The following is a 26,891-nucleotide window of genomic DNA, read 5'->3' on the forward strand; positions in this document are numbered from 1 at the left end:
CCGATGGCTTCGGACAATGGGAAGGGAATTGGAAGCGCAGCGATCAGGGGCGCCGCATGCCCCCGGGACTGGTCACCTTCGACTCGACGGGATCCGGCGGATGGTCTTGTTCCTGGCAACATAGGTGACGAAGGCCAGGCCGTAGGCGATCAGCGAAAGCCAATCTGCCGTGGCCAAGGAAAAGACCATGCAGAAGATCATCCAATACTGCACCCCTCGAACGATCGTTGAGGGCCGCATGGCCCGCAGAGCCACAATGAAGGAGACCGCCCCAAGGATGAGCAGCAGAAAACCGTAGGATTGGGCCACGGTGGCGGCACCGTTGACTGTGGCCATATCGTCGGCCAGACGTCCGGCCCGTCCGAGGATGGCATAGCCCTCATCCTTGAACCAGGGCGAGTAGATGAACATAGTGACCGAGGCCATGATCACGTTGATGGCTGCCGCCACCAGGAGGATGATCTTCTCGGTCCTTCTGCTCGCTACGTCCTTGCCCGCCAGATGATCGTTACGGTTTTCCTTTGCCATTGTTGTAGCCTTTCCTGATTCAGCCCTTGAGGCCCGAGGTGATGTTCAGCGACTGCAGGAAGTAGCGCTGGGCGAACACGAAGAGCAGCAGGGTGGGGATGATGGCCAGGCAGGTGGCCGCGCAAAGCGTGCCCATCTGGTTGTACTGCATCATCTGGTTGCCCAGCAGCTGCAGGCCGGCCGTAACAGGGGTCTTCTTGATATCGTTGAAGACCAGGGTGGGCCAGAGGAAGTCGTTCCAGGCTCCAGTGAAGGCGAACAGGAAGATCACGATCAGGATTGGGCGGATGGAGGGCAGCATGATGCTGCGGAAGATGCGGAAGTCGCCGGCGCCGTCAATCTCGGCGGCCTCGTCGATCTCCTTGGGGATTCCCTTCATGAAGTTGCGCACCAGGAAGATGTTGGCCACGTTCCCCAAACCGGGGATGATGCAGGACCAGTAGGAGTTGATCCAGCCGAAGGTGGCCACAATGCGGTAGGAGGGAATCATGTTGACCACACCCGGGAACATCGAGATGAGCAGGAGGACGAAGAAGAGCGTATCCCTGCCCTTGAAATTGATGCGGGAGTAGCCGTACCCTGCCAGGGCCACCACGCAGACCGCCAAGATGCCATGGGACAGCGAGATGATCAGCGAATTGCCCAGCCAGTTGAAGACCGGGTAAGAGGCCGAGGCCTGCAGCAGGGTCAGGTAGTTGACGGTGACCCAGTGCGCGGGCAGGAAATTATAGGCGTTCTTCAGGAACTCCTGGGGTGACTTGAACGATGTTGTGATGGTGTAGACCACAGGAATGATCCAGACCACAGCCAGGACGATCAGCACCACATAGATGGCAACCAGCGATGGCTTGAGCACCTTGTGGTGGTTTTCAGGCACGTTCTCGCCGCCGGGAACCGTTGCGCTGGGGCCTGGAGCCTTGAGCCCCTTGCCCAGGGATGACATATCAAGGGTTGCCGAACTCATGTCAGTCCTCCTTGTTCATGAAGAATATCTGTACCAGGGAGATCAGCATGAGGATGATCCCCAGCAACAAGGCCATTGCCGAGGCCATGCCAGCGGCCGAAGGCCCCTGCGGGAAGGCCAGGTTCCTGATGTCCATCAGCAGCACCTGCGAGGTGTATGCAGGACCGCCGCCGGTCAGCATCTGCGGCTGACCCCAGACGTTGAAGGCACCGCCCGTGGTCATGATGGTCGTATAGAAGAGTGGCAGCTTGATTGCTGGCAGGGTGATGCTGAAGAACTGCCGGATGGGTCCGGCGCCGTCCACCGAGGCCGCCTCGTACAGATCCTGGCTTACCCCGGACAGGGCCGACCGGTAGATGATCAGGTTGCCACCGATACCTCCCCAGAGGCTGAGGACGAAGATGGCGATCCAGGCCCAAGGCTGCTTGCCCAGCCAGTTGATGTCCCACCGGAAGGTGGTGTTGAGCAGGCCGAACTGAGAGTTGAAGACCAGCCGCCAGACCAGGGCTCCTGCGGCCACGGAGATCAGCCCGGGCACGTAGAAGATGGCCTGGAAGAGCCCCACGCCTTTCAGGTGCTTGGTCTGCAGGGCCCAGGCCAGCAGCAGGGGGACGATGATGGTCAGGGGCACGCTGATCAGCACGAAGATGATCGTATGCCACATGTCCCTCCAGAAGATGGAGTAGAAGTAGGTGGACTTGTCGAAGATCAGCTTGAAGTTGTCCAGGCCGACCCAGGTGGGGGAACCGACCAGGTTCCACCTGGTGAAGGCCAGGTAGATGCCGAAGAAGATCGGGATGACTCCGAAGATGGCGAAGACCACCATGTGCGGTGCGATGTAGGGGAAGGCGTGCCAGAAGGACTTCTGTCCCAGCGGACGACGCTTGCCCCGTCCATCCATGACTGCGGTTGTGCCGTGTGCGCTCATGATTGCTCCTGAATCTGGATCTGGCCCTGGGTCATCAGATCAAGCGTCTTCAGACCTTCCTCCAGGGAGATGTTCCGATAGACGATGTCCATGAAGGACCCCCACCCGGCTGTTGCATAGCCGCCATAGATATAGTTGGACGTCTTGATCCATTGCCGTTCACGCTTGTCGTTGGTGAAGGATGCCTGGATGAGCTTCTGATATTTCGGATTGTTCAGGTCACGATAGGCCGGCGATATGGATCCCACGTCCGACCACATCATCCAATGCTTGTAGACGAAGTCCACGAAGTCTGCGGCCGCTTTGACCTTGGCCTCGGGCCGGTTCTTGTCCTTGAGCTGGAGCCAGTTCTGCTGGTATAGGAAGTTGGAGGGGTGCTCGGTACCGTACTGGAGGGTGTTGATCTCGCCAACCTTGTCCTTGCCCAGGGTGGAGGACATGTTGCCCTGCGCCCAGGTGCCCAGCATGCCGAAGACCGCATGCCCAGAGGCGAAGACCTGCTCGCCGTCGCTGTCGATGGGCGAGAGCATGCCCTGGTCGTTGAGGTCGCGCAGTGCCTTGAGCGGCTTGCGCCAGCCTGGACCGGTCATGTCCTTGACGCCATCCTCGATGTTGCCACCGGTGCTGTAGAGCAGGGACATCATAGCCCAGGGCAGGTTGCCCAGGCAGAGCCCATAGACATCCTTGGGCAGCTTGCCCTTCATGGAGGCGATCTCATCGGTGGTGACCAGCCGGTCGTCCAGGATGTAGTCCAGGCCGTACTTGTGAATCAGATCCTTGTTGTAATAGATGGCCATCTGGAACATGTACAGGGGAATGCCGTAGGACTTGCCCTTGACCACAGTGTTCTGCCAGGCCTGCGGCAGGAAGTTCGACTTCTTGAGCTCCGGATGGTACTTGGTCCACACCGACGATGGGTTGAGCAACCCTTGGCTCTGCAGAACCGAAGTGGAGAACGAGTCGTTGATGACCAGATCGGGGATGTTCTTCCCGGTCTGCATGACGCTGTAGATCTTGGTGGTCAGATCTCCGCCGTTCATGGGCTGGAAGACCACCTTGTACTCGGGGCTCTGTGCATTGAAGGCCTTGATGATTTTCTGCATGGCCGGGCCGTCATCGCCGGTCAAACCATTCCAGAAGTAGATCTCCTTGGCGGATTGATCCGCGCCGCCACAGCCTGCGGTCGAGACCACCATGCCACATATGGCCGCCAGACTCAGCAATAGCCTGAGCCACCGTCGTGCGAATAGGGGCATGTGGGTTCCACCTCCCCCGTGTCTTTCTTCCTTGAAGACACTCACAATCCCTCTTGCTCCTCTCGATGGGACCGGCACACCCGTATGCCGGCAACCCTGCATCGTTTCTTCTGAACCCGTCGGCCCCCGGGCATCAAACATCGACGCCCAGCGAGCCGGACCGACCGGTTCATAGTAATTTGCAACGTTGCAAATTTAGAGTAACACGCCCCTTGTTATCGAACAAAATCGTCGTTTCATATCAGGAACAATTGGGCAAGAAACCGGTATAGTCATTCAATTAACACGAGCAGGATATGCGCTTTGCAACGTTGCGAAGACAATTTCCGACGAACAAGGCATCGACCTGCATTATCGTTCTGTTGCCTTTCAATGAGGGTAAACGCCGCTGACGCTATCAGTCAATGTCAGGCAAACCCTGGGCACAGGCATTGCTGAAACCAGAGCCAATCTCCCGGCTGACAGGTAGACTTGGGGCATTATGGCAGCATTTTCATCTTTGACCGATCGGCTCTCCCAGGCCTTCACCCATCTGCGCTCCAAGGGGAAGCTGACCGAGGCCGACATCGACGGCACAATCCGCGAGATCCGCCGCGCCCTCCTGGATGCTGATGTCTCCCTGGACGTGGTGCGCTCCTTTACCGGACGCATCCGGGAACGCGCCCTGGGCGAAGAGGTCTCCAAGGCTTTGAACCCGGCCCAGCAGGTGGTCTCCATCGTCTACGACGAGCTGACCAGCATCCTGGGCGCGGGAGTGGATCGACCGCTCAATTTCGCCAAGAACCCGCCCACAGTCATCATGCTGGCCGGCCTGCAGGGTGCAGGCAAGACCACGCTGGCCGGGAAGCTGGGTTACTGGCTCAAGGATGCCGGGCACACCCCCCTGTTGGTGGCGGCTGACCTGCAGCGGCCCAACGCGGTCACCCAGCTCCAGGTGGTGGGCGAGCGCGCCGAAGTGCCGGTATACGCACCCGAGCCAGGCGTGCAGACCAGCGGATCCGAACTGGCAGCCCCCGGTCAGGTCACGGGCGATCCCGTCAAGGTGGCGGCTGACTCAATCAGGGTGGCCAAGGACAAGCTCTACGACGTGGTCATCATTGATACGGCCGGTCGATTGGGCGTGGATCAGGAGCTGATGGAGCAGGCCCGCAATATCCGCGACGCCGTCCACCCCGACGAGATCCTCTTCGTCATCGATGCCATGATCGGCCAGGACGCGGTCGCCACAGCCAAGGCCTTCGACCAGGGCGTGGACTTCACCGGCGTGGTCCTGTCCAAACTGGACGGCGATGCCCGCGGCGGCGCGGCCCTGTCGGTGGCTTCGGTGACAGGCAAGCCCATCCTCTTCGATTCCAACGGCGAGGGTCTCAAGGACTTCGAAGTCTTCCACCCCGACCGGATGGCCTCCCGCATTCTGGACATGGGCGACATTCTGACCCTGATCGAGCAGGCCCAGCGCCAGTTCGACGAGGAGGAGGCCCGCAAGGCCGCCGGGAAGATGTCGGAGGGCAGCTTCGGCCTGGATGACTTTCTGGAGCAGCTCCAGCAGGTCCGCAAGTTGGGCTCCTTCAAGAGCATCCTGGGGATGATTCCAGGCATGGCCCAGCACCGCAAGGAGCTTGAACAGTTCGATGAAAAGGAGGTGGACCGGACCCAGGCCATCATCCAGTCGATGACTCCCCAGGAACGACGCGACCCCAGCATCATCGACGGCTCACGGCGGGCCCGGATCGCCTATGGCGCCGGCACTACGGTCTCGGCTGTCAACGGCCTGCTGCAGCGGTTCGAGCAGGCGGCCAAGATGATGAAGCGGATGACCAACGGCAGCCGTTCGATCCCCGGCATGGGCGGCATGGGTGCTGGCGGCGGCAAGAAGGGCAAAAAGGGCAAGAAAGGCCGCAAGGGTTCCCGTTCAGGCAATCCCATGAAGCGGGAGGCCGAAGAGAAGGCTCTACGTGAGCGCCTGTCCGGCAAGGGCAAATCCTCCGGCGGCTCGGCCTTCGCCAAACGCCCCGAAACTCCGCAGATGCCCGAGGGCCTGCCGGACCTGCCCCCCAACCTGGGCGGCGGACTGGGCGGTCTCTTCGGCGGACGCTGACCCCCTTCCTCCTGCAGGAGACAATGGCACGTGAACACCCTTCTCTGGATTCTCCTGGGGCTCATCGCCTTATGGATGACTCTGCGCTTCCTGCCTGCCGGAGCTGACTGGCACCGTCCTCTGGTGGAGCTGATCGCCCTGATCGACCTACTGACCGCTCCCCTGTTGGCCATACTGATATGGACGGTCTTGGCACGCGCCTGGCCCCAATGCCTGCTGGCTCTGATCGAACTCACTCTGGTCAGCTGGCAGCGCCTAAGCTACCGGCTGCCTCCTCCAGCAGACCGGACCTGTCAATCATCTTCCGAGCATGGACTGAGCGTCATGACTCTGAACTGTCGCTTTGGCAGGGCTGATCCTGAAGAAGTCGTGCGTTGCGTGCAGGCCTATGGAATTGAAGTGCTGGCCTTGCAGGAGGTAAAAGGGAAGCTGCTGGAGTCGCTTCAGGCTGCGGGCCTGAATCAGCTCCTGCCCTATCTGACGCAGGGGACTGCGAGCCTTGACGACAACGGCGGCTGCAACGCTATCTTCTCGGCCCACCAACCCGTCAAAGCCTCCCCGTCAGTCCTGGACCTTCCGGCGGCTGCGGTACCCCTGATTGAGCTCGAGACTAGCTCTGGACCGATTCGAGTGGCCAGCGTCCATCCCAAATCACCCCAACGAGGAGCCAGACAGTGGGGCATGGGCATCGCTGCCCTGGCCAGGCTTACCCATCCGCCCGTACCCACCATCGTTATGGGCGATTGCAACGCCACCCTGCAGCATCCGAATTTCCGGGCCATGCTGGCTGAATCCGGGCTGCATGACGCTTCTTTGCACCTGAAAGCCGGCAGCCATCCGACTTTCCCCTCCGCAAGCGCATTGCCCCCATTGATTGAAATCGACCATATTCTGACGGACGGCGACCTGGTCCCGCAATCCATGCATGCCCTGCGGATTTCAGGCAGCGACCACCGAGCTCTAGTGGCCCGTCTGACTCTGACGCGTCAGCTCTGAACACCATCCAGGTTCACCACCCGCCATATCCCACGGTTGAGGTATACTTTTTGCTGTTATTCATGTCCGGAGGAGCCCTCTCATTCCGACGGCCGTGAGGAACACGCCAGGAGCGCCGCCATGCCCCACATGGAGACGCCGCCGGGCACACCAAGTACCAAGGAGAGCCGTTTTGGCAACCAGAATTCGTCTGAAGAGAATGGGCAAGAAGTTCTACCCCTTCTACCGCGTGGTCGTGGTCGATTCCCGCAAGAAGCGCGATGGCAAGGTCATTGAGGAGATCGGCACCTACGATCCCAATACCCAGCCCTCTTCAATCAAGATCGACTCCGAGCGCGCCCAGTACTGGCTGGGTGTGGGCGCTCAGCCCAGCGACCCTGTCTTCAACCTTCTGAAGATCACCGGCGACTGGCAGAAGTTCAAGGATCTGCCCGGCAAGGAAGGCACCCTTAAGGTGCCGCAGGCCGAGGTCGACGCCCAGGCTCGCATCGAGCAGGCACAGAACGAAGCCCAGAAGCTCAAGGCCGCAAAGTCCGAGGCTGACGCCAAGGCCAAGGCTGAGGCGGAGAAGGAAGCCCCCAAGGCCGATGAGTCGGCGGATGCCGCCCCGGCCGAGCAGGCAGCTGAGTAAGGCACATTCACTTAAGGATTGGAAGGACCGGCTATCATGCTTGCGCAGGCTGTTGAGCACCTGATCAGGAACATCGTGGACTTCCCCGATGACGTGTCGGTCAAGTCCCACGAGAACTCTCGCGGAGAGTTGTTGCGGGTGCGGGTCAACCCCGAGGACATCGGCCGCGTGATCGGCAGGGGCGGCAGGACCGCCAACGCCATCCGCACCGTGATCCAGGCGCTGGCCGACCACAAGGTGCGCGTCGATATCATGGACGTGCGCCGGTGAACCCCAGCCGGTCCACCAATCACGACTCGCAGGGTCCGGACCCTCAGCAGCGAAGGTTGCTGAGGGTCTGCCGTATCGGCCGCGCTCAGGGACTCAAGGGCGAGGTCAACGTATATGTCTACACCGACGAGCCTGATCGGCGCTTCTCCCCCGGCTCCCGGTTGCAGACCAAGAACGGACAGTTTTTCACGGTGGTCTCCTCCCGCCGCTTCAAACAGCGTTGGATCGTCCTCTTCAAAGGAGTGGAAGACCGGAACGCCTCCGAAGCACTGAATGGCATCGAACTGTATGTCCAGGCTGATTCAGCCGAGGAGCTGGCACAGGAGGACGCCTGGTATCCCGAGGATTTGATCGGACTCGAGGTTCGCATGGCCCCGGGCAACTCACTAGGTGAACCGTCCGGACGAGTGGTCGGCCAGGTCAGCGACGTACTGGACGGCGTAGCCCAGCAGCAGCTGCAGATCCGCATGACCACCACAGAAAACGACGAAGAGGCGGAAGGGCTGATACCCTTCGTCGAAGCCCTGGTGCCTCAGGTTGACATTAAAAACGGGTACGTGGCCATTGATCCACCTGGAGGACTTCTGCCCGGGCTGGGCTGAACCTGTCTTTCAGCAGAAACGTAAGTGGGGAGTCGGCGTCTTTCTTCGAGCCGCTGACTCCCCACTTACGGGAAATGCGCCTGCCTGAGCAGGAAATCTAATTGAGCTACATGTCTTCAACAACCAAATATGTCATATCCAGGGGACCATGCACACCCACCACGATCACCATCTCGATGTCGCCCGTGTTGGAGGGACCGGTGATGAAGTTGATGTTGGAGGTCTTGAGCTCGCCCGAAACCAGTGCCGGATCATAGTAGTCCATGGCCTGCCGGGTTCGGGGCAGGATCTTCGACTTGCGGATGATGCTCAGATAGTGCACCGGCAGGAAGTGGAAGGCACGACCCTGACCCGGGGTGGTAGCCACGGTGATGGTACCTGACTCCGCCAGCAGGAAGTCCGCAAAGGCGATGGCCGTTCCGGACTCGTCGGCGGTCTTGATATTCTCCTCGCGGCTGGCTCCCGGCTTCCAGAAAGTGGCCGGAGGGTTCAGACCGTCCCTCCACTCCTCCAGACCGAAGTCTGCGAACAGGTCGGAGGTGGGCAGCATCACATGATCGCTGTCGTCCTTGCGCGAATCGATGAATGCGTCCAATGCAGTAGGCAGCCCGGCCTTGGTGCAGGTGCGGAAGTCCACATGGACGGCCTCACTGCTCTTCCGGGCAATCTCCAACAACTCATCCTGGGTGTGACCCGACAGAGTGGACTCCGGCAGATCGTTGACCGGCACCAGAGGATGATCCTTGAGCTGGTGGCGGGGCCGACCGCTCTTTTTGGCCAAATAGTCCAGGAATACCTCACGATCGGTCATGCCTGCTGCTCCTTCTTATGATGGGCGAACCAACTGCGGAAGTTCTGCCCGTGCTTGGGCGGATCCGGCAGATCGCGCACCTTGGTCCATCCGCCGAAGACGAAGGGCATCCATTCCACATGCCGATCGCTGGCGAAGAGGTTCTTGGCCGTCTCCGGCTGCTTCTTGGATATGGGCGTCAGCATGGTGTGATCCACCCCTAGGGCAGTGCGGAAGAGCGAGGAGTGGCCGGTGCCCAGGCCCATGACTCTCATGACCGTGTCGTCAATCAGATTGGCCTGGGACTGGTCGTCCATCATAATCCGCCTGTGCTCAATCATGAGCTGATGCAGGGGAATCTTGACCGGGCAGGTGGCCGTGCATGCCGCGCACAGGCTGCAGGCGTAGGGCAGGTCTCCGAAGTCGTCGTAGCCTCCGTCCAGCACCGGCGAGAGCACCGAGCCCACGGGACCGGGATAGATGGATCCGTAGCCGTGACCGCCGATGTGTCGGTAAATGGGGCAGACGTTCAAGCAGGAGGCGCAGCGGATGCACTGGAGGATGGGCTCGAAGACCGTTCCCAGAGCGTTGGAGCGGCCGTTGTCCAGAATGACCACATAGAAATCGTCCGGTCCGTCAGACTCCTGGCCGGTGCGTGGCGCAGTGTAGGTCAGGTAGGAGGTCAGCTTCTGGCCGACAGCGGACCTAGCCAGCATGTTGTCCATGGTCTCGGCCTCTTTCATGGTCGGTACCAGGCGCTCCATACCCATGACCACCACCTGGGTCTTGGGGATGCACATGGCCAGGTCAGCGTTGCCCTCGTTGGTCACCAGGTTGATCATGCCCGTGTCAGCCACGGCGAAGTTGCAGCCGGTGATGCCCATGTCGGCCTCGAGGAAGTGCTTTCGCAGAACCTTGCGCGAGAACCGAGCCATGTGCTGAGGGTCGTTGTCGCCCTTGTAACCCAGCTTCTTCTCGAAAACCTGACGAACCTGCTCCCGGTTCTTGTGCAGGGCGGGGAAGACCAGATGCGTGGGCTGGTCCCAGTCGTCCTCCTCCAGGATGAACTCGGCCAGGTCGGTTTCCAACACCTCCAGACCGGGCACAGTCATCAGCGTGGGGTCCAGGTTGATCTCGCTGGTCACCATGGACTTGCTCTTGACGACGTGCTTGGCCTTCTTTTCAATAGCGATCTGCTTGATGTACTGGGCAGCCTCGTCGTCGGTCTGGGCGAAGAAGACATGGCCACCGCGCTTCTCCACGTTGTCGGAGAACTCCTCCAGGTAGTCAGGCAGGTAGCGGATGACGTGCTGGCGAATCTGCTCGCCCAGGTCCCGCCACTGTTCCCAGTTGCCCAGTTCCTGGCGGGCGGCCTCACGCTTGACCCACTGGGCATCCTGGGCCTTGGCCACGGCCTGTTGGGCGAATTTGTCCTGCTCGGACTCTTTGACCCTAGTCAGGAAGGGAGCCTTGCTGGTCCGCAGATACTGCGCGGCCTTCTTGCCATTGACCATGCTGCTCATACCAGAGCCCCCTCTTCCTTGGCAGCCCTGACGGAACCCACGGCCCCATCGCCAGCAGAGCGGCCTTCCACATACTTGACGCGGCTCATGTCCACGTTGTGATTGAGCACCTCGGCCAGGTGCATGATGGTGATCTTCTCACCACGCCGGTTGAAGCGGCCACCGATGTTCATCAGGCAGCCTGGATCGCAGGAGATGAGGACGCTGGCCTTGGTGCTGAGCACGTCATTGACTTTCTCGTCCACCATCTGCTTGGAGATCTCAGGCTCCTTCATGGAGAACATGCCGCCGAACCCGCAGCAGTTCTCGATGTGGGGCAAGGGGACCATGGTCAGGCCCTTGACGTGATCCAACAGAACGAATGGGCTGGTCCGCTCCCCCAGCAGCCGAGTCATGTGACAGGATCGGTGGTAGGTGGCCACAGCGTCGAGTTCGGCACCGGCATCAAGCACACCCAGCACCCGATAGAGGAACTGCGAGAACTCATAGGTCTTGTCAGCCATGGTCTGTGCCTTGGCCGCATAGACAGGGTCAGCCCGCAAATGGAAGGGCAGCTCCTTGAGCATATTCACGCAGGAGCCTGCCGGACCCACGATGTAGTCGGCATCCACGCTCAGCAGGGCGTCGACCTCATTGCGCATGACCTGCATGCTCTCTTTGACATACCCGCTGTTGAAAGTGGGCTGGGCGCAGCAGATCTGTTCCTTGGGTAGATAGGTGTCGCAGCCGAACCGCTCCAGCACCTCCACCATGGCCTTCCCCACGTTCGGAAACATGAGGTCCACCACGCAGGTGGAGAATATTACTACTTTCATTACCGCACCTCTCTACAACCTTGCACGCCAGGTCCGAACCATCTCCGGATCGTGGAGAAACCCAACATCACTTGAACCCCTAATCCTTCCAACACATCGCTGCCTTGCGACCGACCACGCCTATGCGGACACCGATGCGCAATCCCGAAAGGACCCATCATTATCATGGTCTCGACCTGGAATTCGCACCGTCGGGAATCGCCCACACTCAGCTTCCGAACGTGTGAGATTTACCACATATATGTTACCACGGCGGTCTGGGAATCCTGGGCATGTCAAGGATGGGAGGTGACTGGCCGATTCGCTACAGTGGAGTAAGACCCTACGCGGCCATTCTCGTGAAAGGGGCAATCAGCGCATGTCCAACCACCTGCAACTCCTCCTGCTCTATGCACCCGCCATCATCTTCGGCCTGCTCTTCCTCTGGGACCTGCACAAGGAGCCACGACAGTTCCGCAATGCCATCTGGCTCCTGCTCCTGCTGCTGACCCTGGGCGGAGCACTTCTTCTGCAGTTCGGGATGCGCTGGCTGATCCTGCCTCTGGTCATCCTGCTCATCCTCTCCCCCCTGCTGGTGATCTGCTTCCTGCTGGCCAACACGGTCATCGTCATCCGGCACGAGGGGGTCTCCCTGACCACTCTGCTGCCCGGACTGCTGGCGCTGGCCGTGGTGGCCTACATGATTCTTTCGCCCCTCCTGGCTGGATTCGGCGCCCCCTCATGGCTGCAGAAGCTGGCCGGGCTGATCGACCTGGAAGCCACCTGGTTCTTCTTCTCCTTCCTGGCCCTGCTGCTCTATTCCAACTTTTACAGGATGCTGCCCCGCAAGCGTCGCTACGACTACATCATCATCCATGGAGCCGGTTTGCGCGGCGAAGAGCCCACGCCTCTGCTCCGGGGACGGCTGGACAAGGCCGTAGACCTCTGGAAGCGACAGGGACGAAACGGGCGCTTTGTGGCCTCAGGCGGGCAGGGCCCAGACGAGGCTATCAGCGAGGCCAGGGCCATGGCTCAGTATCTGCGCAACTCCTGTGGGGTGCCGGCCGAGGCCATCATCATGGAGGACCGGTCGACCACGACCCTGGAGAACCTGCGCTACTCCAAGCAGATACTGGATGACCGCTACGAGATGGGCACCGGGCCAGAGCATTACAGGGTGGCCCTGGTCACCAGTGACTACCACGTCTTCCGAGCCAGCGAATACGCCAGCAAGGTCGGGCTGAACGCCGACGGAATCGGTTCGCACACCAAGGGCTACTACTGGCCGACTGCCTTCATCCGGGAGTTCGTGGCCATCACCCGCATGCACTGGTGGCCCTACCTGGTCCTTGCAATAGGCTGGGCCGTCTGGGTCGGCATCTCATTCCTGAATTGAAACCATTGCCTTTCGGAAGCAATCAGAGGTCATACAACCTGAACCTCGCCCTTATCCTGACGGGCCAGGCTGCGCTCCAGGAACGAGGCCACCAGGAGGATGCCCAGGACGATCAGAAAGACGAAGACGAAGGCCCAGACTGCTCCGAACTGGAAAGCCTGAGCGCCGGCATGAATTCCACTGGCCTTAGGCATACCCGTGATGATGGCGGCCAGAACGCCGGTCGAGGCGGCACCTGAATACTGCTGAAGGGTGTTGAAGAGCGCGTTGCCGTCGGGCACCAGTTTGGCTGGGATATGCTGCAGTCCGACCGTAAGCAGGTTGTTGAAGACGCAAGCCTGACCGACCATGTAGCAGGCGTAGAGAAGGACCATCAGCGGAACGGATAAGTGCCTGCTGAGGACCAGGAAACCTGAGGCCGAAAGGAAGAAGGCCGTGCTTCCCACCGCGAGCAGTCCACGCAGGCCATGGCCATCCAGATAGCCGCCTGTGATGGGCTGGCAGAGGGCCGAGAGCAGGCTTCCCGGCAGCAGAAGCAGGCCGGCCACGGTGGAGGTCTCCCCCAGGACGGACTGGGCCATGTTGGGCAGGACGAATGTCAGGCCAATCTGAACGAACTGGACAAGGAAGTAGAGGATCAGGGCCAGGGTGAAGGTACGGTTCCGAAAGACCGCGATGTCGATCAGCCTGTTGCTCTGGTGGGCAAGAGCCCAGACCCCTGCAACAAGGGCCAGGGCCCCGATAAACAAGGACAGCCAGGTTATAGGACCATGCACATCCAAGGTGCTCAGACCCATGGTCAGACCGGTCAGGAAAATGCCCAGAAGAAGGAACTGGAGCCAGGCGAAGGGACCGACGTGGGCGCTCTCCCTGTCAACCGAGATGAGGGCGATGAGCCCGAAGACCAGCTCGATGGGCAGCACGATCAGGAAGATGGCCCGCCAGGAAGAGGCTTGGATAACGGCTCCGCCGAAGGTCGGGCCCAGGGAGGGCGCCAGAGCCACCGCCATGCCGGCGCTGCCCACGTAGCGGCCCTGGATGTGAAGAGGAACCTTTTTCATAATCAGGGAAAAGACCAAGGGGAGGGCGATACCGGTGCTGATGCCCTGCAGGAGGCGCCCCGCCATAAGAACGGGAAAGCATGGGGCGAGAATGCACATCAGATCGCTGCCCAGGAATATTCCCACGCTGGTCAGAATCAATGCGCGGGTAGTGAATGAATGTTCCAGCCAGGCGGCCGCCAGAACCGTCAAGGCCACTACGAGCAGATAGCCGGTGGTCAGCCATTGGACCGTGCCCAGCCCGGTTTTGAAGTACCGGGTCATCTCCGGAAAGGTGACGTTGAGCGAGGTCTCCAAAAGGACCCCGCAGAAGGCGAGCCCGGCTGTGCCGGTAATCAGCAGTTTTGTTTTCTTATCAACATGGTCGACCATGGACCGTCCGCTCCTCACACATCAGACTGTTCGCATAGCCATCACCACGGATCCGTACGGCATGGCATCATCCGATGCCGCTCTCATTGCTGTTTACGCAACGGTTATAGCTCTCTGGCTGCGTTGATGACATCTTCCAAGCCGGATTCATACGCGACTTGAAGACCCAGACAGTGTAACACTCATAGGTGTACCAATCCGCGCCCGATCCCGACCCGAACAAGCTTGGGTAGAGTTGGTCACATGCAAATCGATATCGTTTCCGTCTTCCCCGAATATTTTGACGTAACCGGACTCAGTCTGCTGGGCAAGGCCCAGGAGAAGGGCCTGGTGACCATACGTGCCCACAATCTGCGCGATTGGACCCATGACGTGCATCACTCGGTGGATGACACTCCGGTGGGCGGCGGAGCGGGCATGGTGATGAAACCCGAAGTCTGGGGCCGATGCCTGGACGATTTATTGAACGTTCCAGACGGATCGGCTCTGCAACAACCCACCACCGACCAAACAGCCGACACTGCCGATGCCGAAGAACGAAAAGAAGCAAGGAAGAGTTCCGGCGACGAAAGCTACGGCATAGCATCCGAGGCAGATTCATCTGCAGACAACCACGAGGCCGGCGCGGCCAAACCAGTCCTGATCTTCCCCAACCCATCCGCTCCCCTGTTCACCCAGGCCGACGCGACCGAGCTGTCACGGGCGAAGAGGCTGGTATTCGGCTGCGGCCGCTACGAAGGGTATGACGCACGCATCCCCGTCTACTACCGGAATCAGGGGGTCGACGTCAGAGAGTATTCCATCGGCGACTACGTGCTCAATGGAGGCGAGGTGGCCGTCTCGGTCATGCTGGAGGCCATCACCCGGCTCCTGCCCGGCTTCATGGGCAATCCTGAATCCATCGTGCAGGAGTCCTACACCGGGGATGAGCCGCTGCTGGAATATCGCCAGTACACGCGTCCCACCACCTGGCGTGGCATGGCCGTGCCCGAGATACTGACCAGCGGTGACCACGGAAAGGTGGACCGTTTCCGGCGCGACGAGGCCATCAGGCGAACCAGTCGAATCCGTCCCGATCTGATTGCCCGATTGGACTGCTCCGCCCTTGATAAGCAAGACCGTCGTCTCTTGGAGGACCTGGGCTGGGACATGCAGGAAACCCATCCAAGACCTCTGGATCAACCATCTGGTCGATCAACCCTAAAACGCAGCGATAATCAGCGGGCCGTCAGATAGTAGACTGCTGTTTCCCCATAGGTACGAGCCTGATCAATGGCCCATCCGTCAGGAGCCGTGGGCGGCGGGGTGCGTGTCGATCGCTCCAGAACGATCATGCCTCCATCGTCCACCATTTCTCGACCGGTCAGGCCGGTCATGATGCTTTGGCAGTCCGCAGTCGACAGGTCATAAGGCGGGTCCATGAAGACCAGGTCGAAGCAGGCCTCGGACAGACCTGCATCCTCATGACCGGAGGAGAGGGGACGAACAAAGCGCTCGGCACGGTTTCTGCTGACGCGAATGTCCATGGCTGAATCCCAGGCCGGATGGTGACGCAGCCCGGCGGCTGAGCGTGACAGCAGTCCGGCGACACGACCGGAAGACTCCACAGCCACCAGGCTCTGGGCACCGCGGGAAAGAGCCTCGAATCCCAAGGCCCCCGTGCCGGCGAACAGGTCCAGGACCCGAGCACCGGACAGCAGGCCTTCGGACTCCAGATGGGAGAAAATGGCCTCCTTGGTCCGATCGGTGGTGGGCCGGGTGCCCTTGAGGGCTGCGGGAATGGGGAATCCCTTGAAGCGGCCGGCGATGATGTGCATATGGTCCGTTGTCCTTTCAGCTGGAGACCAGAAAACCTTCGTTGCCCCTCATGAAGTCCAGGACGGCGCCAGCCAGCTCGGGCTGCCCGGCCAGGGTGGGATCGGACTCCAGGAGTTGGCCCGCCTGGGTTCGAGCACGGGCGATCATAGGTGCGTCGGTGACCACCCGCAGAAGCTTCAGCGAGGAATGACCGCCGGATTGGGCATCGCCCAGCACGTCGCCGGCTCCCCTGATGCGTATGTCCTCCTCGGCGATTTTGGCCCCGTCAGTGGTGCCGCGGATGACATTAAGCCGCTCTGCAGCCGGGGAATCCGCAGGGGCGCGTGAGATCAGGAAGGCCCAGGAGTCTGTGCCGCCGCGCCCCACTCTGCCGCGCAGCTGATGAAGCTGGGAGAGTCCGAACCGATCGGCATCGAAGATGACAATGCAGGAGGCTTGGGGCACATCCACCCCCACCTCCACCACAGTGGTGGCCACCAGCAAGGGCGTGCGGCCCGAGGCAAAGTCAGCCATGACGGCGTTCTTGGTGGCATCGTCGTCTCGCCCGGTCAGCGTGGCCATGGCGATGCCCTGGAACTGCGGCAGGGCGGCCAGTCGCTGACTCATTTCAGCCACCGAATGCAGTGGCGGACGCTGGCCGTCACCTTGGCCCTCCTCAACCAGCAGTTCAGGCTGGGAGTCAGACCCACCGGATTGACCGGGGCGGTCTGAGGAGGCCGAAGGATCGTCTTCATCATCAATACGGGCACAGATCACGTAGGCCCTCTCCCCAGCCTCGATCCGTCGACGCAGGTGCAGGAACATGGCGCCCATGGTCGCTCCGTCAGACTCGTCGATGACGTGCGTGCGGACTGGCTTGCGGTTGCTGGGCAGCTCGGTCAGGGCGGAGATGTCCAGATCGCCGAACCAGGTCATGGCGGCTGTACGCGGGATGGGCGTAGCGGTCATGATCAGCAGGTGGGGAACTCGCTCGGATTTGCGACGTAGCTCCTCGCGCTGCTCAACCCCGAAACGATGCTGCTCGTCTATAACGGTCAAGGCCAGGTTGGGAGCCTGGAAGGTCTTGGAGAAGGCCGCGTGGGTGGCGATGACGATGCAGGGACGGCCCGAGGCTGAAACAGCCAGGGCGGAGCGGCGCTGTGCCAGTCTCATACCTCCGGTCAGCAGTACCAGAGGCAGGACCAGCTGATCCGTCATACGGATCATGGTGACGTTATCCACAGGCTTATGGCGGCCCGCTACGGCAGTGGCGGTCACATCGGTGCCCATGGCCTTGAGCATGGCGCCGATGGAGGCGTAGTGCTGCTCGGCCAGCACCTGGGTAGGAGCCACCAAGACAGCCTGATGGCCAGCCTGGACCGCCTGAAGCATGGCCGCCAGAGCCACCACGGTCTTGCCGGAGCCAACCTCGCCCTGCAGAAGCCGCTGCATGGGCTGATCCTTGGCCATGTCGACACCGATATCATTGATGACCTGACGCTGGCCATCGGTCAACTGAAATGGCAGAGAGTCGATGAAACGGGCAGGCAGGGTGTCTGGACGGTCGGCACCCGAATCCGCGCATGGATAAGTGGGCTGTTGCTGGGTCTGTCGGCGGGTCTGCAGAAGGGCTGTCTGCGAAACGAAGGCCTCCTCATAGCGCAGGGTCTTGCGTGCCGCAGCGAAGTCGTCAGGGCTGTCGGGCGCATGCATGCCCAGCAGGGCACGGGCACGATGCATCAGCCCTTGGTCGACACGGACCTGCTCGGGCAGCACATCGGGTATGGACCGACCCAACGCTTCTGGATTGATGCAGATCTCAGCACTGGGCGGCTCCTCTTCTGCAGCACCGGCCCCAGGAGTAGGGTCAGATGCATCATCGGCCTGGGCCAGCAGACGCAGAAAACCCAGAATGACATCGTGAATATGGTCCGAGGAGATGCGGGAACTGGCGTGATAGACCGGTCGCGGCCGACGGACCCGCTCCAGAGCCTCGTCAAGGCTGGCCGCATCAGGCCGGGAAGCGTCCGCAGAAACCTCCTGATCAGCATCGGCGACAACCAGGGTCTCAGGATGGGTGAACTGGAGCTGGTCCATGTAGACACCGGGCTCGCCGGCCACGACCAGATACGCCCCCACCTGCAGCCGACGGACCATCCAGTCCATATAGGGCTTCTTATGAGAGAAGAAAACCAGCCTGACCGACAGCGGAGTGCCGCCCCGACCGCTGACGAAGGATGCATCATCCACCATCACGTCCAGCCGGAAGCCCCGGTGACCGCTCAGAGGCACTAGACGCACCTGGTCCACCCGGGCGGCGAAGGCACAGGGCTGGCCAAGACGAATGCCGGCAATAGTGGTGATCTGCATGGGATCGGTAATGCGGAAAGGATAATAGGTCAGCGCATCCCCGACCGTGACCACGCCCAGAGCCTTGAGAGCGCTCACCCGACGCCTGTTGGCCACCAGCGAGGCCACGGTGCTGTGCAGACCTACACGAGCCACTGCCGACATACCCGATCACCTCCCGCAAGCGCCGACCATCATCCCTCAGGATGACAAGAACCCCCGGAGCTTATGCCCCCGGGGGTCCAAATACGACCGACGAACCGCACTCAGGCGGCGATGCGCTGCACCTTGCCGGCCTTGAGGCACTTGACGCAGACGCGCAGACGCACGTTCTGGCCATCGACGGTGGTGTGCACCGACTGCAGGTTGGGGCGGAAGATGCGCTTGTTCCGGATATGCGAATGAGAAACACTGTAACCGGTCTGCGGGCCCTTGCCGCACACCGCGCAACGAGCTGCCATGATGACTTCCTTTACGTTGTTTTCCAAGTCGTCCCAGGTGTTCCGACCCGCAGCACAAGGCCACGGATGAACACACAACTTTGTTAGACTACTACATTCAGCCAAGTAAGGCAAATCAGCAGCCTCAGGCACGGGGAGGCTTGCGGAAGATGCCGATCAGAGACTGGAGCACCCCGCAGAAAACCCCGCCGATGATCCAGATGGCCCAGAATGGGATCCGCCAACCGAAGAGGTTGTCATAATTGCCCGAGAAGAGCATGGTCAGGGCCACCAGCGTGCAAAGGCCCATGACGGTTCCGCTGATGGCATTGCTTACCCGGTGCTCGTAACGATAGGTATCCCAGCGACCGTCATCGACGGAATCAACCTGCCTGTTGTAGGCGCGTAGATTCATCATCCTGTGGCTTGTTCCCGCATGGACCAGCAGAAAGACCCCCAGAGCCAGAAGAAGGAAGAAGACAAACCCTCTGACTTGATCGGACCAGTCCCAGATCAGGTATCCGGCAGAGTTGATCCCCACATCCAGAAGCACGACAGCCAAACCGCAGACCAACTCCCAGGTAGTCTGCCGATAAACTCGCGAGCGCTCCTCATCGGTATAGAAATCCGCCACATAAGGATGCCTGCGGCGAAAGTCCTTCCTGGTGGAAACCGCCGGTATAAGACAGGCCAGGCCCAGGACGATGCCAATCATCAGAGCAAGGAAGGCCAAACCATTCTGCGTGTCGGTCGGCTGGTTGGCTCCGGCGAAGAGACCGCCGAAAGCCAGTCCCAGCATAATGAGGGCGATGCCGAAAGCCATGCGCAGACTGTAGGCATTGCTGAAGGATGCGTAGCCGGTCACGTCTTCCATAGCAGATTGGACAGGCGGCATAGTCGCATGGGTTGGCGGAGTCGTCTGGGTGGTTTCCTGATGGTCCGGCTTGGATGCACGCTGCCCGGAACCCGGATGCCGAACATCGCCCAGGACCAGGTCATCAAGGGTGCAGCCGAAGAGGTCACAGATGGCCAGGAGCTTGTCCATCTCAGGATATGCCTTGTCCGACTCCCACTTGGACACCGCCTGACGGGACACCCCCACCAGCATGGCCAGCTGCTCCTGAGTCATGTTGCGCTGCGAACGCAGATACTGCACGTTGGTTCTGAAACTCATATTGTTCTTTCTCCCGATCGGCAGATTGCCGATTCAACCAGCAACGAGGCCATGATGAAACGTGCGGGGCTCCGACCGCCACCAGCTTTGGGTTGCACCCGGCGAAGACACCGATATTTTCCGTCAACCGACGGTTGCATCCTTGCAATTCCAAGGAAATAAGCAATCACCGAATCCCTGTCATCCTGATGACGACCCGCCCATAAATCCCCCTTCTGGCAAGAGATACGACCCCCTACGTTTACGATACATATCTTTCAGAAGCAAAGGCGAATTCTGTGGATTCCACCCTGAACCGTCCCCGATTCGACCCTGAAAACACCCTGACGGGAGCTCTTGCCATGGTCTTATAGAAGAAGAGACCAGGCAGGCGACGACCGAAAGGAAGGCAAGGATGCGGCATCAGGCGGCAAAGGATCCATACGCGCAGACCCCACTCATTCTGGACAAGATCTCCTACGACTACGGAAGGCGGCAGAAGCAGGGCGCCCGAGTGCTGGACGAGATCAGCCTGGAATGTCAGGCGGGGACCTGGACGGCCATCATGGGTCCTTCAGGCGCCGGCAAATCGACCCTCCTCTATTGCGCCGCGGGTCTGCTCCAGGTCAGACAGGGCAGAGTGGCCATCGCCGGGGAGGACCTGACGCGAATGAAAGAGAAGGAGCTGACCCGACTCCGGCGCGACCATATCGGCTTCGTCTTCCAGGACTACAACCTGGTGAACGCCTTCACCTGCCTGCAAAACACCATGCTGTCCAGCCTCTTCGGCGGCAGGAAAATCTCCACCCAAGCGGCCCTGTCTGCCCTGTCCAACGTCGGATTGGAGGGATATGCCAACACCTATCCGGCAGACATGAGCGGAGGCCAGCAGCAGCGCGTGGCCATCGCCAGGTCCCTGGCCGCAAGTCCGGAAATCATCATGGCCGACGAGCCCACCGGCGCCCTGGATACCCATAGTTCACGGGAGGTCATGGACCTCTTCGAACTGGCCGTCCGAAGCGGCCAGACCATCCTCATGGTGACCCACGACCCCAACGTAGCCGCCAGGGCCCACCGGGTCATCTTCCTCCAGGATGGGCGCATTCAGGCAGCTTGCCCGGGCGGAGACCCGCAGACCATAGCCCAGCAGCTGGCCAGCATGGATGCCGTTCCAGACCAGGAGGCCTTCAGCCCTCCCCTGGCAGTTCCATCCGATCAGCCTCGGTGATGGTCCGGATTTCCCGGCAGGGCACGCCCACGGCCAGGGAGCCGGGCGCAATGTCATGGGTGACCACGGATCCTGCCCCGATGACCGCACCATCGCCGATGGTCACTCCCCCGGCCACAGTCACGTTTGATGCCAGCCAGCAGTTCGATCCGATGGTGATCGGAGCGCCCAACTCGTAGTCGTAGAGGGAGCCATCCTCATGGCGCCTCAGATTCCGCTCCTGCCACCGCAGGGGATGCAGTGGGGTGGCCAGGGTGACATTGGGGCCGATCATCACATCGTCGCCGATCTGCACCGGGCAGGTATCCAGAACAGTGAAGTTGAAATTGGCGAAGATGCGCGAGCCAAGCTTGGTGAAGCACCCATAGTCGAAGTAGATAGGCCCCATAAAGTCGACGTCCTGGCCATGCTCGGGCACCAGATCGTCCAGAAGCCGGCTGCGCAGATCCAGCTCCTGCTCAGAAGACGCGTTGAAAAGACGGCAAAGTTCGTGGGCCTTGACCCGCAGCTGGCCCAGTTCGGGGTCCGAGGCATCATAGAGCTCGCCGGCAAGCATCCGCTCCCTCTGCGAGCGCCAAGTCCCTTTACCGGCTCCGCCAGCCGAATCTGTCAGTTTTGAATCTTTGTCCATAGTCATCCAATCATTCCCGCGTCACTTCACTGTCACTGCTATAAGTTTGTACTGCTTGCAGATGCCCTATCCATGTAATCGTCTGGGTCAGACAGCCGACAGCCACACGTACATTCGTCATCCGGTTGCGGACATACGTTCACTCCCCGGGTCAAGCTTGGTAGATTGGAGGCAGCTGAGGACCATGGCGAGGAGGAAGCATGCGGTATGAGGTGAGCGAGACCATCCCCGATGATGCCAGGGCCATTCGTACGGCCGTATTCGTGGAGGAGCAGGGCTTTCACAATGAGTTCGACCAAACCGACGATGCCAGCCTTCATATCGTGGCCTATGACGGGGATGAACCAGTCGGGGTGTGTCGGATCTTCCTCGACGGTGGCAAGACATGGACCCTTGGCCGGTTGGCGGTTCTGAAGCCCTACCGCGGCCAGCATCTGGGTGCCGATTTGGTAGGCAGGGCCGAGGAAACCGCTCGGAGCCACGGCGCCGACCGGCTCACGCTCCACGCCCAGGAACGGGTGGCGGGCTTCTATAGGTCTTTAGGATATAGGGACATGGGCATTCACGACCAGGACGAGGGATGCCCGCACATGTGGATGGACAAGCCCCTGACGGACAGCACCGGAAACGAGCCGGAGGACCAGGCCTCATGAATCCGACCGTCGATTTTGCCAGCACGAGCATCGCAAGCGTCAATCCGGACAAGGATCCCATGGGGAGGTCCGAACAGGCCATCTCCAGCTTCAGCGATGCCGTCATCTACTGGTTCCGCCAGAATTTCGGAAAAATCATCCTTCTGATCGTCGTGGCTGTCTGCGCTGCCTTGATCTCCAAGATCGTAGCGGCGGCCATGCGGCGTGCCCTGGAACGGACCAACCTGCCCAGTGCTTCCATCTTCGTCAACATCGTCCGCGCCCTGATCTGGATCTTCGCTGCTGCCACAGTCCTGCAACCCGTCTTCGGGATCAACCCATCCACAGTGGTCGCCGCCCTGGGCGTCAGCGGCCTGGCGCTCTCCTTCGGATTGAAGGATACAATTGCCAACATCGTCGGCGGCTTCGGACTGATGGTCAGCAAGGTGGTCCAGCCCGGCGACATCATCACCATCCAGGGCACCACCGGAACCGTCCGCGACGTGACCTGGCGCCATACCATCGTCATCGACAGGACCGGCAACCAACTGCTGATCCCCAACTCCATCCTCAACACCACGGCGCTTGAGAAAATCACCGAGGCCGGCGAGGCCGCCACCACCGTTCCCTTCACCCTGCGAGGGGATGCCGATATGGCCAAGTCCTCCCGTTCCATTGCACAGGTGGTTGCCCAGGCAACCAAGGGCATGGCCATGCCTACCAACCCGCCCATTGTCCAACTTCAGGGCTTCACCCCCTATGGCATCAAGGGACAGGTGGTCATGTTCGCCAAGCAGGGTGTGATCGCCGCCGATATGCAGGATGCCGCCACCCGCGCTCTGGCCGGCCAGGACTACCTGGTCCAGGAGGCGGAGCTCCAAACAAAAGACATTGAGCATTAGCCGGATGATCTTCTCATCCTTGGGGAGAAATGCAAAAGCGGCATCCCCCCTTTTGTCAGAAGCGTCAAATTCCGCAAGCAGCTCCAGCGTCAGGCCGATACACCCTCAATCAGATCGGTGATCAGATCGGTGTAGGTGATCCCTGTGGCTTCCCAGGCCTTGGCATACATGGAGATAGGCGTAAAGCCAGGCATGGTGTTGATTTCGTTGACGATGACCCTGCCCTCGGGTGTCACAAAGCAGTCGACACGGCTCAGACCGGCGCCGTCCACGGTTCTGAAGGCCTTGGCAGCCAGGTCGCGAACCTTCTGAAGAGTCTCCTCTGGCAGGTTCGCGGGGACCTCCACGTGGGAGGCGGAGGAGTCCACGTATTTGCTGTCGAAATCGTAGAAGGCCTCGTCCTGATCATCCTTGTCCAGCACCACCTCGCCAGGCCAGGCAGTACGGGGCTTTCTGTCCTTGCTTGAGGCGAGCACGGCGCACTCAATCTCCCGCCCTTCAATGCCCTCCTCTATCAGGACCCGCCAGTCATGCTTTGCAGCCTCGGCGACCGCAGCAGCCAGGGCTTCGCCTTCGGGCTCTTCCACCTTGACCACGCCAAAGCTGGATCCTGCGCGGGAGGGCTTGACGAAGAGCGGGTAATGCAGCTCCGCCTTCTCCACAGCAGCCAGCAGGTCGGCCCCGGACCGCTGTTCACGGGAGTCAATGGTGATGCCCGGAGCCACAGGTATGCCGGCTTGGCTGAGCAAAATCTTGGTATAGTGCTTGTCCATGCATGCGGCAGAGGCGAAGACCCCGCACCCGACGTAGGGCAGACCCATCATTTCAAGCAGGCCCTGCAGGGTGCCGTCCTCACCGTAAGGGCCGTGGAGCACCGGGAAAACCGCGTCCACATGCCCCAAAGGCTCCAAGGACCCGACGGACCTGGAAGGCTCGGATCCAGAGACCAGGTCGTCATGGTCGCCGATCAGAAACCCATCCCTGCCACGGGCCATGTCGAGGATGATCGGACGGCTGCCTTCGGTTATCTGCACGGTTGGCAGACTGGCATCGCCCAGACCCCACTGCCTGGGATCCTGGCCGCCGATGGTCCATCGGCCATCCTTGGTGATGCCGATGGGGATGGGCTCATATCGGTCGGTATCGATGGCATTGAGCACACCGGCCGCCGACACGCAGGATATGGAATGTTCGTCGGCACGTCCGCCATAGAGCACCACAACACGTTTCCTGACCATCATCCCTCGGCTTTCCTCATCCTGGACATGATTTTCAACCTCATGCACCTGCCCGGGCAGATACATCATTCAAGACAGCAGAATATCCCCTTGCCAGGTGGCAAGGCCCGGACACAGTCGCTCATCCACAAGCTTGGCACGAACACAGGCATAACAGGGCCAATACAGCAGTCAGACAAGCCAGGCGCACATCCTGATCCGGAAACCATTCATCGCCGATCAAAAGGTTGATAGCGCACGCTTCACAGCCTTCGTACACCCTCTATAACCCTCAGGATTTTCTGATGGTCGTCAGACTCATTCTGCAGTGATCTGCCCGCCGAACAGCTCATCGATCATGCCCCGGCAGCTCAGTCCCTGATCCAGCACATGGCTCATGGCCGTAGCCAGCGGGGTCGCCACCTGGTAGCGCTTGCCCAGAGCGACGACAGCATCGGTGGTGGGTACGCCCTCGGCGACACCCTTGCTGACGCGAGTGGCTTCCTCGATGCTTTTGCCCTGGCCCAGATTGAAGCCAAAAGTATAGTTCCTGCTCAGGGACGACCCGCAGGTAGCCACCAGGTCGCCGACCCCGGCAAGGCCAGCGAAGGTCTTGGACTTGGCACCGCAAGCCTCCCCCAAGGCAGTGAGCTCAGCCAGACCCCTGGCCTGGATCATGGCGGCCGTATTCTCCCCGAACCCAGCCCCCCGTGACATCCCGACGGCCAGCGCAGTGACGTTCTTCAGCGACCCGCACATTTCCAGGCCAATCACATCGTCCGAGACGAAGGCCTTGAAATAGTCGGTCGTGCAGGCACGGGCTACTTTCATGGCAGTATCAGCATCCGCGCTGGCGACCACAGTGGCGCTCGGTTCGCGGGCAGCCACCTCCTTGCTCAGATTGGGGCCGGAAACGGCCGCAAATCTGACAGGGTCCAGATCAAGCGTCTGGCAAACCACCTGATCCATCCGCCTGTCGGTGCCCCGTTCGATCCCCTTCATCAGGGAAACTGCGATGGCATCATGACCCAGCAGACCCTTGAATTGCGTCAAGGCCTCACAGGCATGCTGAGCGGCTATGGCAACGACCACGATTTCCGCCCCCGAGACGGCCCCGGCCCGGTCACCTTCAGCGGTGATGGCATCAGGCAGCCTCTTCACGTTCGGCAGACGGCGAGTATTCGAATGTTGACTGTTGATTTCGCCCACGACATCCGGGTCGATGTCCCACATGACCACCTGATTGCCTGCATCAGCCAATACCTGGGCAAAAGCGGTTCCCCATGCGCCTGCTCCCAATACCGCGATCTTCGTCATCATTCTCCTTTGCATAATGCCGTGCGCACGGGAACGCCGACCAGCAGCCTCATTCTTGTCTCTACCATCCTATGACACCGCCGCCGGACAGTGGGAATTGGAGGTGGGTTCCAGCCTTATTGCTCGCTTCTGGGCCGACGGGTCATGGTCACGTAATCGAAGTATCCAGCCGCCGGAGGTTCCTCGCCACGGATCTCGGCCATGACCTCCTCCATCCTGTTGCGCAGGCGGACGCAGAGGAGATGCACGGACTGCTTGGGAGGTTCAGCACCCCACTGACCCACGTCTTCCAGAAGGTCGGAATAGTCAAGGAGCCGGTCATAGCACATGACCACGTTCTTCCGAGGCCAGGGCCACTTGTGATTGATCGAAGCCGCCCCCCAGGTGATGCTGGGATAAAGAGGGACCATGCGACCCAACTGCCGCGAAGCCTCCAAGGCGATGAATCCGACCCCGGGCTTGAGCGACATGGGCCACTTCAGGGGGTCACGGGTCACGGTCCCCTCGGGCCAGATGGTCAGCGGCCTGCCCGAGGTGATGATGCTGATCGACTCCTCCTCGATCGACCTGGCCTTGCCGGACTTGCGCTCCACCGGCTGCATGCCCACCATGCGAAACCAGCTGCCGATAAGGGGCCAATGGGCCATCTCGGCCTTGGCCATATAGCGGGGACGACGACCCAGGTGGAAGAGGGCCATCATGGGGATGAAAACGTCGAACTGGGTCACATGGGTGGCTGCAGTGATGAAAGGACCGGTCTGCGGCACCTGCTCCAGCCCCCAGGCATAGACCCGGCAGGAGTCACGCACCACCTGGGAGACCCCGCGCAATAGACGGGTGGTCCCCACAGGGTGCTGACCGTCTATCTCGTCCAGGGCCGGCGTGCGATGTCCAGTGGGATAGTAGCGGGTCGGATCCACCAGACTGTGCCGTTGGGCCAGCAGGGCCACCTGCCGGTCGGACAGGGCAGGCACCGCAGACCGGGGGGAGGGTTTGCCTTTGGAAGCCATCTATGT

The 26,891-nt window shown here is 60.7% G+C and carries 26 protein-coding genes; 10 read left to right on the forward strand and 16 right to left on the reverse strand.

Annotated features, from left to right (window positions below; all coding sequences use genetic code 11):
* Positions 1–72: 72 nt before the first annotated feature.
* From AACP62_RS05950 to AACP62_RS05965, 4 genes are read right to left on the reverse strand one after another with little or no spacing between them, the layout of a single operon-like run.
* Positions 73–528 carry a hypothetical protein gene (locus AACP62_RS05950; RefSeq protein WP_029677716.1) on the reverse strand — a complete coding sequence of 152 codons (456 nt, stop codon included), beginning with the start codon at positions 526–528 and terminating at the stop codon, positions 73–75.
* Positions 529–547: 19 nt separating this feature from the next.
* A complete protein-coding gene (locus tag AACP62_RS05955) occupies positions 548–1,492 on the reverse strand; it encodes a carbohydrate ABC transporter permease (protein WP_229281629.1) in 945 nt (314 codons plus the stop codon).
* 1 nt (position 1,493) lies between these two features.
* Positions 1,494–2,420, reverse strand: coding sequence for a carbohydrate ABC transporter permease (locus AACP62_RS05960; protein ID WP_229281630.1), 927 nt, complete (start codon positions 2,418–2,420; stop codon positions 1,494–1,496).
* Positions 2,417–3,676 (reverse strand): ABC transporter substrate-binding protein, encoded by a 1,260-nt coding sequence (locus tag AACP62_RS05965; RefSeq protein WP_081708977.1) that lies wholly within the window; start codon positions 3,674–3,676, stop codon positions 2,417–2,419. The genes AACP62_RS05960 and AACP62_RS05965 overlap by 4 nt, the downstream gene beginning before the upstream one ends.
* 481 nt (positions 3,677–4,157) lie before the next feature.
* Here AACP62_RS05965 and ffh point away from each other — a divergent pair, with 481 nt between their 5' ends.
* From ffh to rimM, 5 genes are all read left to right on the forward strand, one after another.
* On the forward strand, positions 4,158–5,774 hold the full coding sequence (ffh, locus tag AACP62_RS05970) for a signal recognition particle protein (RefSeq protein ID WP_029677712.1): 1,617 nt from the start codon (positions 4,158–4,160) through the stop codon (positions 5,772–5,774).
* Between the two features lie 30 nt (positions 5,775–5,804).
* Positions 5,805–6,770: an endonuclease/exonuclease/phosphatase family protein gene (locus AACP62_RS05975; RefSeq protein WP_339347044.1), complete on the forward strand. Its 966-nt coding sequence runs from the start codon at positions 5,805–5,807 to the stop codon at positions 6,768–6,770.
* A 172-nt stretch (positions 6,771–6,942) separates the two neighbouring features.
* Complete coding sequence (gene rpsP / locus AACP62_RS05980) at positions 6,943–7,401, forward strand: 30S ribosomal protein S16 (RefSeq protein WP_339347046.1); 459 nt, start codon at positions 6,943–6,945, stop codon at positions 7,399–7,401.
* A gap of 36 nt (positions 7,402–7,437) precedes the next feature.
* Positions 7,438–7,671: an RNA-binding protein gene (locus tag AACP62_RS05985; RefSeq protein ID WP_015021362.1), complete on the forward strand. Its 234-nt coding sequence runs from the start codon at positions 7,438–7,440 to the stop codon at positions 7,669–7,671.
* Positions 7,668–8,273 (forward strand): ribosome maturation factor RimM, encoded by a 606-nt coding sequence (gene rimM, locus AACP62_RS05990; RefSeq protein ID WP_339347047.1) that lies wholly within the window; start codon positions 7,668–7,670, stop codon positions 8,271–8,273. The genes AACP62_RS05985 and rimM overlap by 4 nt, the downstream gene beginning before the upstream one ends.
* A gap of 106 nt (positions 8,274–8,379) precedes the next feature.
* On the opposite strand, the gene AACP62_RS05995 is transcribed toward rimM, so the two are convergent.
* The 3 genes from AACP62_RS05995 to AACP62_RS06005 are packed head-to-tail and all read right to left on the reverse strand — an operon-like array spanning position 8,380 to position 11,401.
* A complete protein-coding gene (locus tag AACP62_RS05995; RefSeq protein ID WP_339347049.1) occupies positions 8,380–9,084 on the reverse strand; it encodes a LutC/YkgG family protein in 705 nt (234 codons plus the stop codon).
* Entirely contained in the window at positions 9,081–10,586 is a 1,506-nt protein-coding gene (locus tag AACP62_RS06000; protein ID WP_081708976.1) for a LutB/LldF family L-lactate oxidation iron-sulfur protein, read from the reverse strand. Before AACP62_RS06000 ends, AACP62_RS05995 begins: the two co-directional genes overlap by 4 nt.
* A complete protein-coding gene (locus AACP62_RS06005; protein WP_211120060.1) occupies positions 10,583–11,401 on the reverse strand; it encodes a (Fe-S)-binding protein in 819 nt (272 codons plus the stop codon). Before AACP62_RS06005 ends, AACP62_RS06000 begins: the two co-directional genes overlap by 4 nt.
* A 358-nt stretch (positions 11,402–11,759) precedes the next feature.
* On the opposite strand from AACP62_RS06005, the gene AACP62_RS06010 reads away from it, so the two are divergent.
* Complete coding sequence (locus tag AACP62_RS06010; RefSeq protein WP_339347052.1) at positions 11,760–12,776, forward strand: YdcF family protein; 1,017 nt, start codon at positions 11,760–11,762, stop codon at positions 12,774–12,776.
* Between the two features lie 29 nt (positions 12,777–12,805).
* Here the strand turns inward: AACP62_RS06010 and AACP62_RS06015 are convergent, their stop codons facing one another.
* Complete coding sequence (locus tag AACP62_RS06015; RefSeq protein WP_339347054.1) at positions 12,806–14,209, reverse strand: MFS transporter; 1,404 nt, start codon at positions 14,207–14,209, stop codon at positions 12,806–12,808.
* A gap of 243 nt (positions 14,210–14,452) precedes the next feature.
* Here AACP62_RS06015 and trmD point away from each other — a divergent pair, with 243 nt between their 5' ends.
* A complete protein-coding gene (gene trmD / locus AACP62_RS06020; RefSeq protein WP_198187546.1) occupies positions 14,453–15,445 on the forward strand; it encodes a tRNA (guanosine(37)-N1)-methyltransferase TrmD in 993 nt (330 codons plus the stop codon).
* On the opposite strand, the gene rsmD is transcribed toward trmD, so the two are convergent.
* From rsmD to AACP62_RS06040, 4 genes are all read right to left on the reverse strand, one after another.
* Complete coding sequence (gene rsmD / locus AACP62_RS06025; protein WP_339347056.1) at positions 15,427–16,026, reverse strand: 16S rRNA (guanine(966)-N(2))-methyltransferase RsmD; 600 nt, start codon at positions 16,024–16,026, stop codon at positions 15,427–15,429. The two genes, trmD and rsmD, sit on opposite strands and share 19 nt — an antisense overlap.
* Positions 16,027–16,042: 16 nt before the next feature.
* Entirely contained in the window at positions 16,043–18,520 is a 2,478-nt protein-coding gene (locus AACP62_RS06030; RefSeq protein WP_339347057.1) for an ATP-dependent DNA helicase RecG, read from the reverse strand.
* Between the two features lie 101 nt (positions 18,521–18,621).
* Positions 18,622–18,816, reverse strand: a complete 195-nt coding sequence (gene rpmB, locus AACP62_RS06035; RefSeq protein ID WP_015021347.1) for a 50S ribosomal protein L28 — start codon at positions 18,814–18,816, stop codon at positions 18,622–18,624.
* A gap of 124 nt (positions 18,817–18,940) precedes the next feature.
* The gene (locus AACP62_RS06040; RefSeq protein ID WP_339347058.1) at positions 18,941–19,969 is read right to left on the reverse strand and encodes a helix-turn-helix transcriptional regulator; all 1,029 of its coding nucleotides are present in this window, start codon (positions 19,967–19,969) and stop codon (positions 18,941–18,943) included.
* A 394-nt stretch (positions 19,970–20,363) separates the two neighbouring features.
* On the opposite strand from AACP62_RS06040, the gene AACP62_RS06045 reads away from it, so the two are divergent.
* Positions 20,364–21,176 carry an ABC transporter ATP-binding protein gene (locus AACP62_RS06045; RefSeq protein WP_339347059.1) on the forward strand — a complete coding sequence of 271 codons (813 nt, stop codon included), beginning with the start codon at positions 20,364–20,366 and terminating at the stop codon, positions 21,174–21,176.
* Here AACP62_RS06045 and AACP62_RS06050 read toward each other — a convergent pair.
* Positions 21,136–21,813, reverse strand: coding sequence for a sugar O-acetyltransferase (locus AACP62_RS06050; RefSeq protein ID WP_339347060.1), 678 nt, complete (start codon positions 21,811–21,813; stop codon positions 21,136–21,138). The genes AACP62_RS06045 and AACP62_RS06050 overlap by 41 nt on opposite strands.
* Before the next feature lie 194 nt (positions 21,814–22,007).
* Between AACP62_RS06050 and AACP62_RS06055 the strand changes: the two genes are divergently transcribed.
* Positions 22,008–22,460: a GNAT family N-acetyltransferase gene (locus AACP62_RS06055; RefSeq protein ID WP_339347061.1), complete on the forward strand. Its 453-nt coding sequence runs from the start codon at positions 22,008–22,010 to the stop codon at positions 22,458–22,460.
* Entirely contained in the window at positions 22,457–23,341 is an 885-nt protein-coding gene (locus AACP62_RS06060; protein WP_339347062.1) for a mechanosensitive ion channel family protein, read from the forward strand. Before AACP62_RS06055 ends, AACP62_RS06060 begins: the two co-directional genes overlap by 4 nt.
* An 89-nt stretch (positions 23,342–23,430) precedes the next feature.
* Here the strand turns inward: AACP62_RS06060 and AACP62_RS06065 are convergent, their stop codons facing one another.
* The 3 genes from AACP62_RS06065 to AACP62_RS06075 all read right to left on the reverse strand — a co-directional run bounded on the left by AACP62_RS06065 (position 23,431) and on the right by AACP62_RS06075 (position 26,885).
* A complete protein-coding gene (locus AACP62_RS06065; protein ID WP_339347063.1) occupies positions 23,431–24,579 on the reverse strand; it encodes a D-alanine--D-alanine ligase family protein in 1,149 nt (382 codons plus the stop codon).
* Positions 24,580–24,876: 297 nt separating this feature from the next.
* On the reverse strand, positions 24,877–25,878 hold the full coding sequence (locus AACP62_RS06070; protein WP_339347064.1) for an NAD(P)H-dependent glycerol-3-phosphate dehydrogenase: 1,002 nt from the start codon (positions 25,876–25,878) through the stop codon (positions 24,877–24,879).
* 113 nt (positions 25,879–25,991) lie between these two features.
* Positions 25,992–26,885: a lysophospholipid acyltransferase family protein gene (locus tag AACP62_RS06075; RefSeq protein WP_339347065.1), complete on the reverse strand. Its 894-nt coding sequence runs from the start codon at positions 26,883–26,885 to the stop codon at positions 25,992–25,994.
* Between the last annotated feature and the right edge of the window lie 6 nt (positions 26,886–26,891).

The organism is Bifidobacterium apis, assembly GCF_036986835.1.
GTDB lineage: Bacteria > Actinomycetota > Actinomycetes > Actinomycetales > Bifidobacteriaceae > Bombiscardovia > Bombiscardovia apis_A.

What these genes read in the sequence shown, in the direction of transcription:
- AACP62_RS06010 (WP_339347052.1), top strand. Translation starts at nt 11,760, where the DNA reads ATGTCCAACCACCTGCAACTCCTCCTGCTCTATGCACCCGCCATCATC.
- AACP62_RS06065 (WP_339347063.1), bottom strand. Translation starts at nt 24,579, where the DNA reads ATGGTCAGGAAACGTGTTGTGGTGCTCTATGGCGGACGTGCCGACGAA.
- AACP62_RS06045 (WP_339347059.1), top strand. Translation starts at nt 20,364, where the DNA reads ATGCGGCATCAGGCGGCAAAGGATCCATACGCGCAGACCCCACTCATT.
- AACP62_RS06015 (WP_339347054.1), bottom strand. Translation starts at nt 14,209, where the DNA reads ATGGTCGACCATGTTGATAAGAAAACAAAACTGCTGATTACCGGCACA.
- AACP62_RS06075 (WP_339347065.1), bottom strand. Translation starts at nt 26,885, where the DNA reads ATGGCTTCCAAAGGCAAACCCTCCCCCCGGTCTGCGGTGCCTGCCCTG.
- AACP62_RS06050 (WP_339347060.1), bottom strand. Translation starts at nt 21,813, where the DNA reads ATGACTATGGACAAAGATTCAAAACTGACAGATTCGGCTGGCGGAGCC.
- trmD (WP_198187546.1), top strand. Translation starts at nt 14,453, where the DNA reads ATGCAAATCGATATCGTTTCCGTCTTCCCCGAATATTTTGACGTAACC.
- AACP62_RS05955 (WP_229281629.1), bottom strand. Translation starts at nt 1,492, where the DNA reads ATGAGTTCGGCAACCCTTGATATGTCATCCCTGGGCAAGGGGCTCAAG.
- AACP62_RS06055 (WP_339347061.1), top strand. Translation starts at nt 22,008, where the DNA reads ATGCGGTATGAGGTGAGCGAGACCATCCCCGATGATGCCAGGGCCATT.
- AACP62_RS05960 (WP_229281630.1), bottom strand. Translation starts at nt 2,420, where the DNA reads ATGAGCGCACACGGCACAACCGCAGTCATGGATGGACGGGGCAAGCGT.
- AACP62_RS06000 (WP_081708976.1), bottom strand. Translation starts at nt 10,586, where the DNA reads ATGAGCAGCATGGTCAATGGCAAGAAGGCCGCGCAGTATCTGCGGACC.
- AACP62_RS05985 (WP_015021362.1), top strand. Translation starts at nt 7,438, where the DNA reads ATGCTTGCGCAGGCTGTTGAGCACCTGATCAGGAACATCGTGGACTTC.
- AACP62_RS06005 (WP_211120060.1), bottom strand. Translation starts at nt 11,401, where the DNA reads ATGAAAGTAGTAATATTCTCCACCTGCGTGGTGGACCTCATGTTTCCG.
- rpmB (WP_015021347.1), bottom strand. Translation starts at nt 18,816, where the DNA reads ATGGCAGCTCGTTGCGCGGTGTGCGGCAAGGGCCCGCAGACCGGTTAC.
- AACP62_RS05965 (WP_081708977.1), bottom strand. Translation starts at nt 3,676, where the DNA reads ATGCCCCTATTCGCACGACGGTGGCTCAGGCTATTGCTGAGTCTGGCG.
- ffh (WP_029677712.1), top strand. Translation starts at nt 4,158, where the DNA reads ATGGCAGCATTTTCATCTTTGACCGATCGGCTCTCCCAGGCCTTCACC.
- AACP62_RS06040 (WP_339347058.1), bottom strand. Translation starts at nt 19,969, where the DNA reads ATGAGTTTCAGAACCAACGTGCAGTATCTGCGTTCGCAGCGCAACATG.
- AACP62_RS06060 (WP_339347062.1), top strand. Translation starts at nt 22,457, where the DNA reads ATGAATCCGACCGTCGATTTTGCCAGCACGAGCATCGCAAGCGTCAAT.
- AACP62_RS06030 (WP_339347057.1), bottom strand. Translation starts at nt 18,520, where the DNA reads ATGTCGGCAGTGGCTCGTGTAGGTCTGCACAGCACCGTGGCCTCGCTG.
- AACP62_RS06070 (WP_339347064.1), bottom strand. Translation starts at nt 25,878, where the DNA reads ATGATGACGAAGATCGCGGTATTGGGAGCAGGCGCATGGGGAACCGCT.
- AACP62_RS05995 (WP_339347049.1), bottom strand. Translation starts at nt 9,084, where the DNA reads ATGACCGATCGTGAGGTATTCCTGGACTATTTGGCCAAAAAGAGCGGT.
- AACP62_RS05950 (WP_029677716.1), bottom strand. Translation starts at nt 528, where the DNA reads ATGGCAAAGGAAAACCGTAACGATCATCTGGCGGGCAAGGACGTAGCG.
- rsmD (WP_339347056.1), bottom strand. Translation starts at nt 16,026, where the DNA reads ATGCACATCATCGCCGGCCGCTTCAAGGGATTCCCCATTCCCGCAGCC.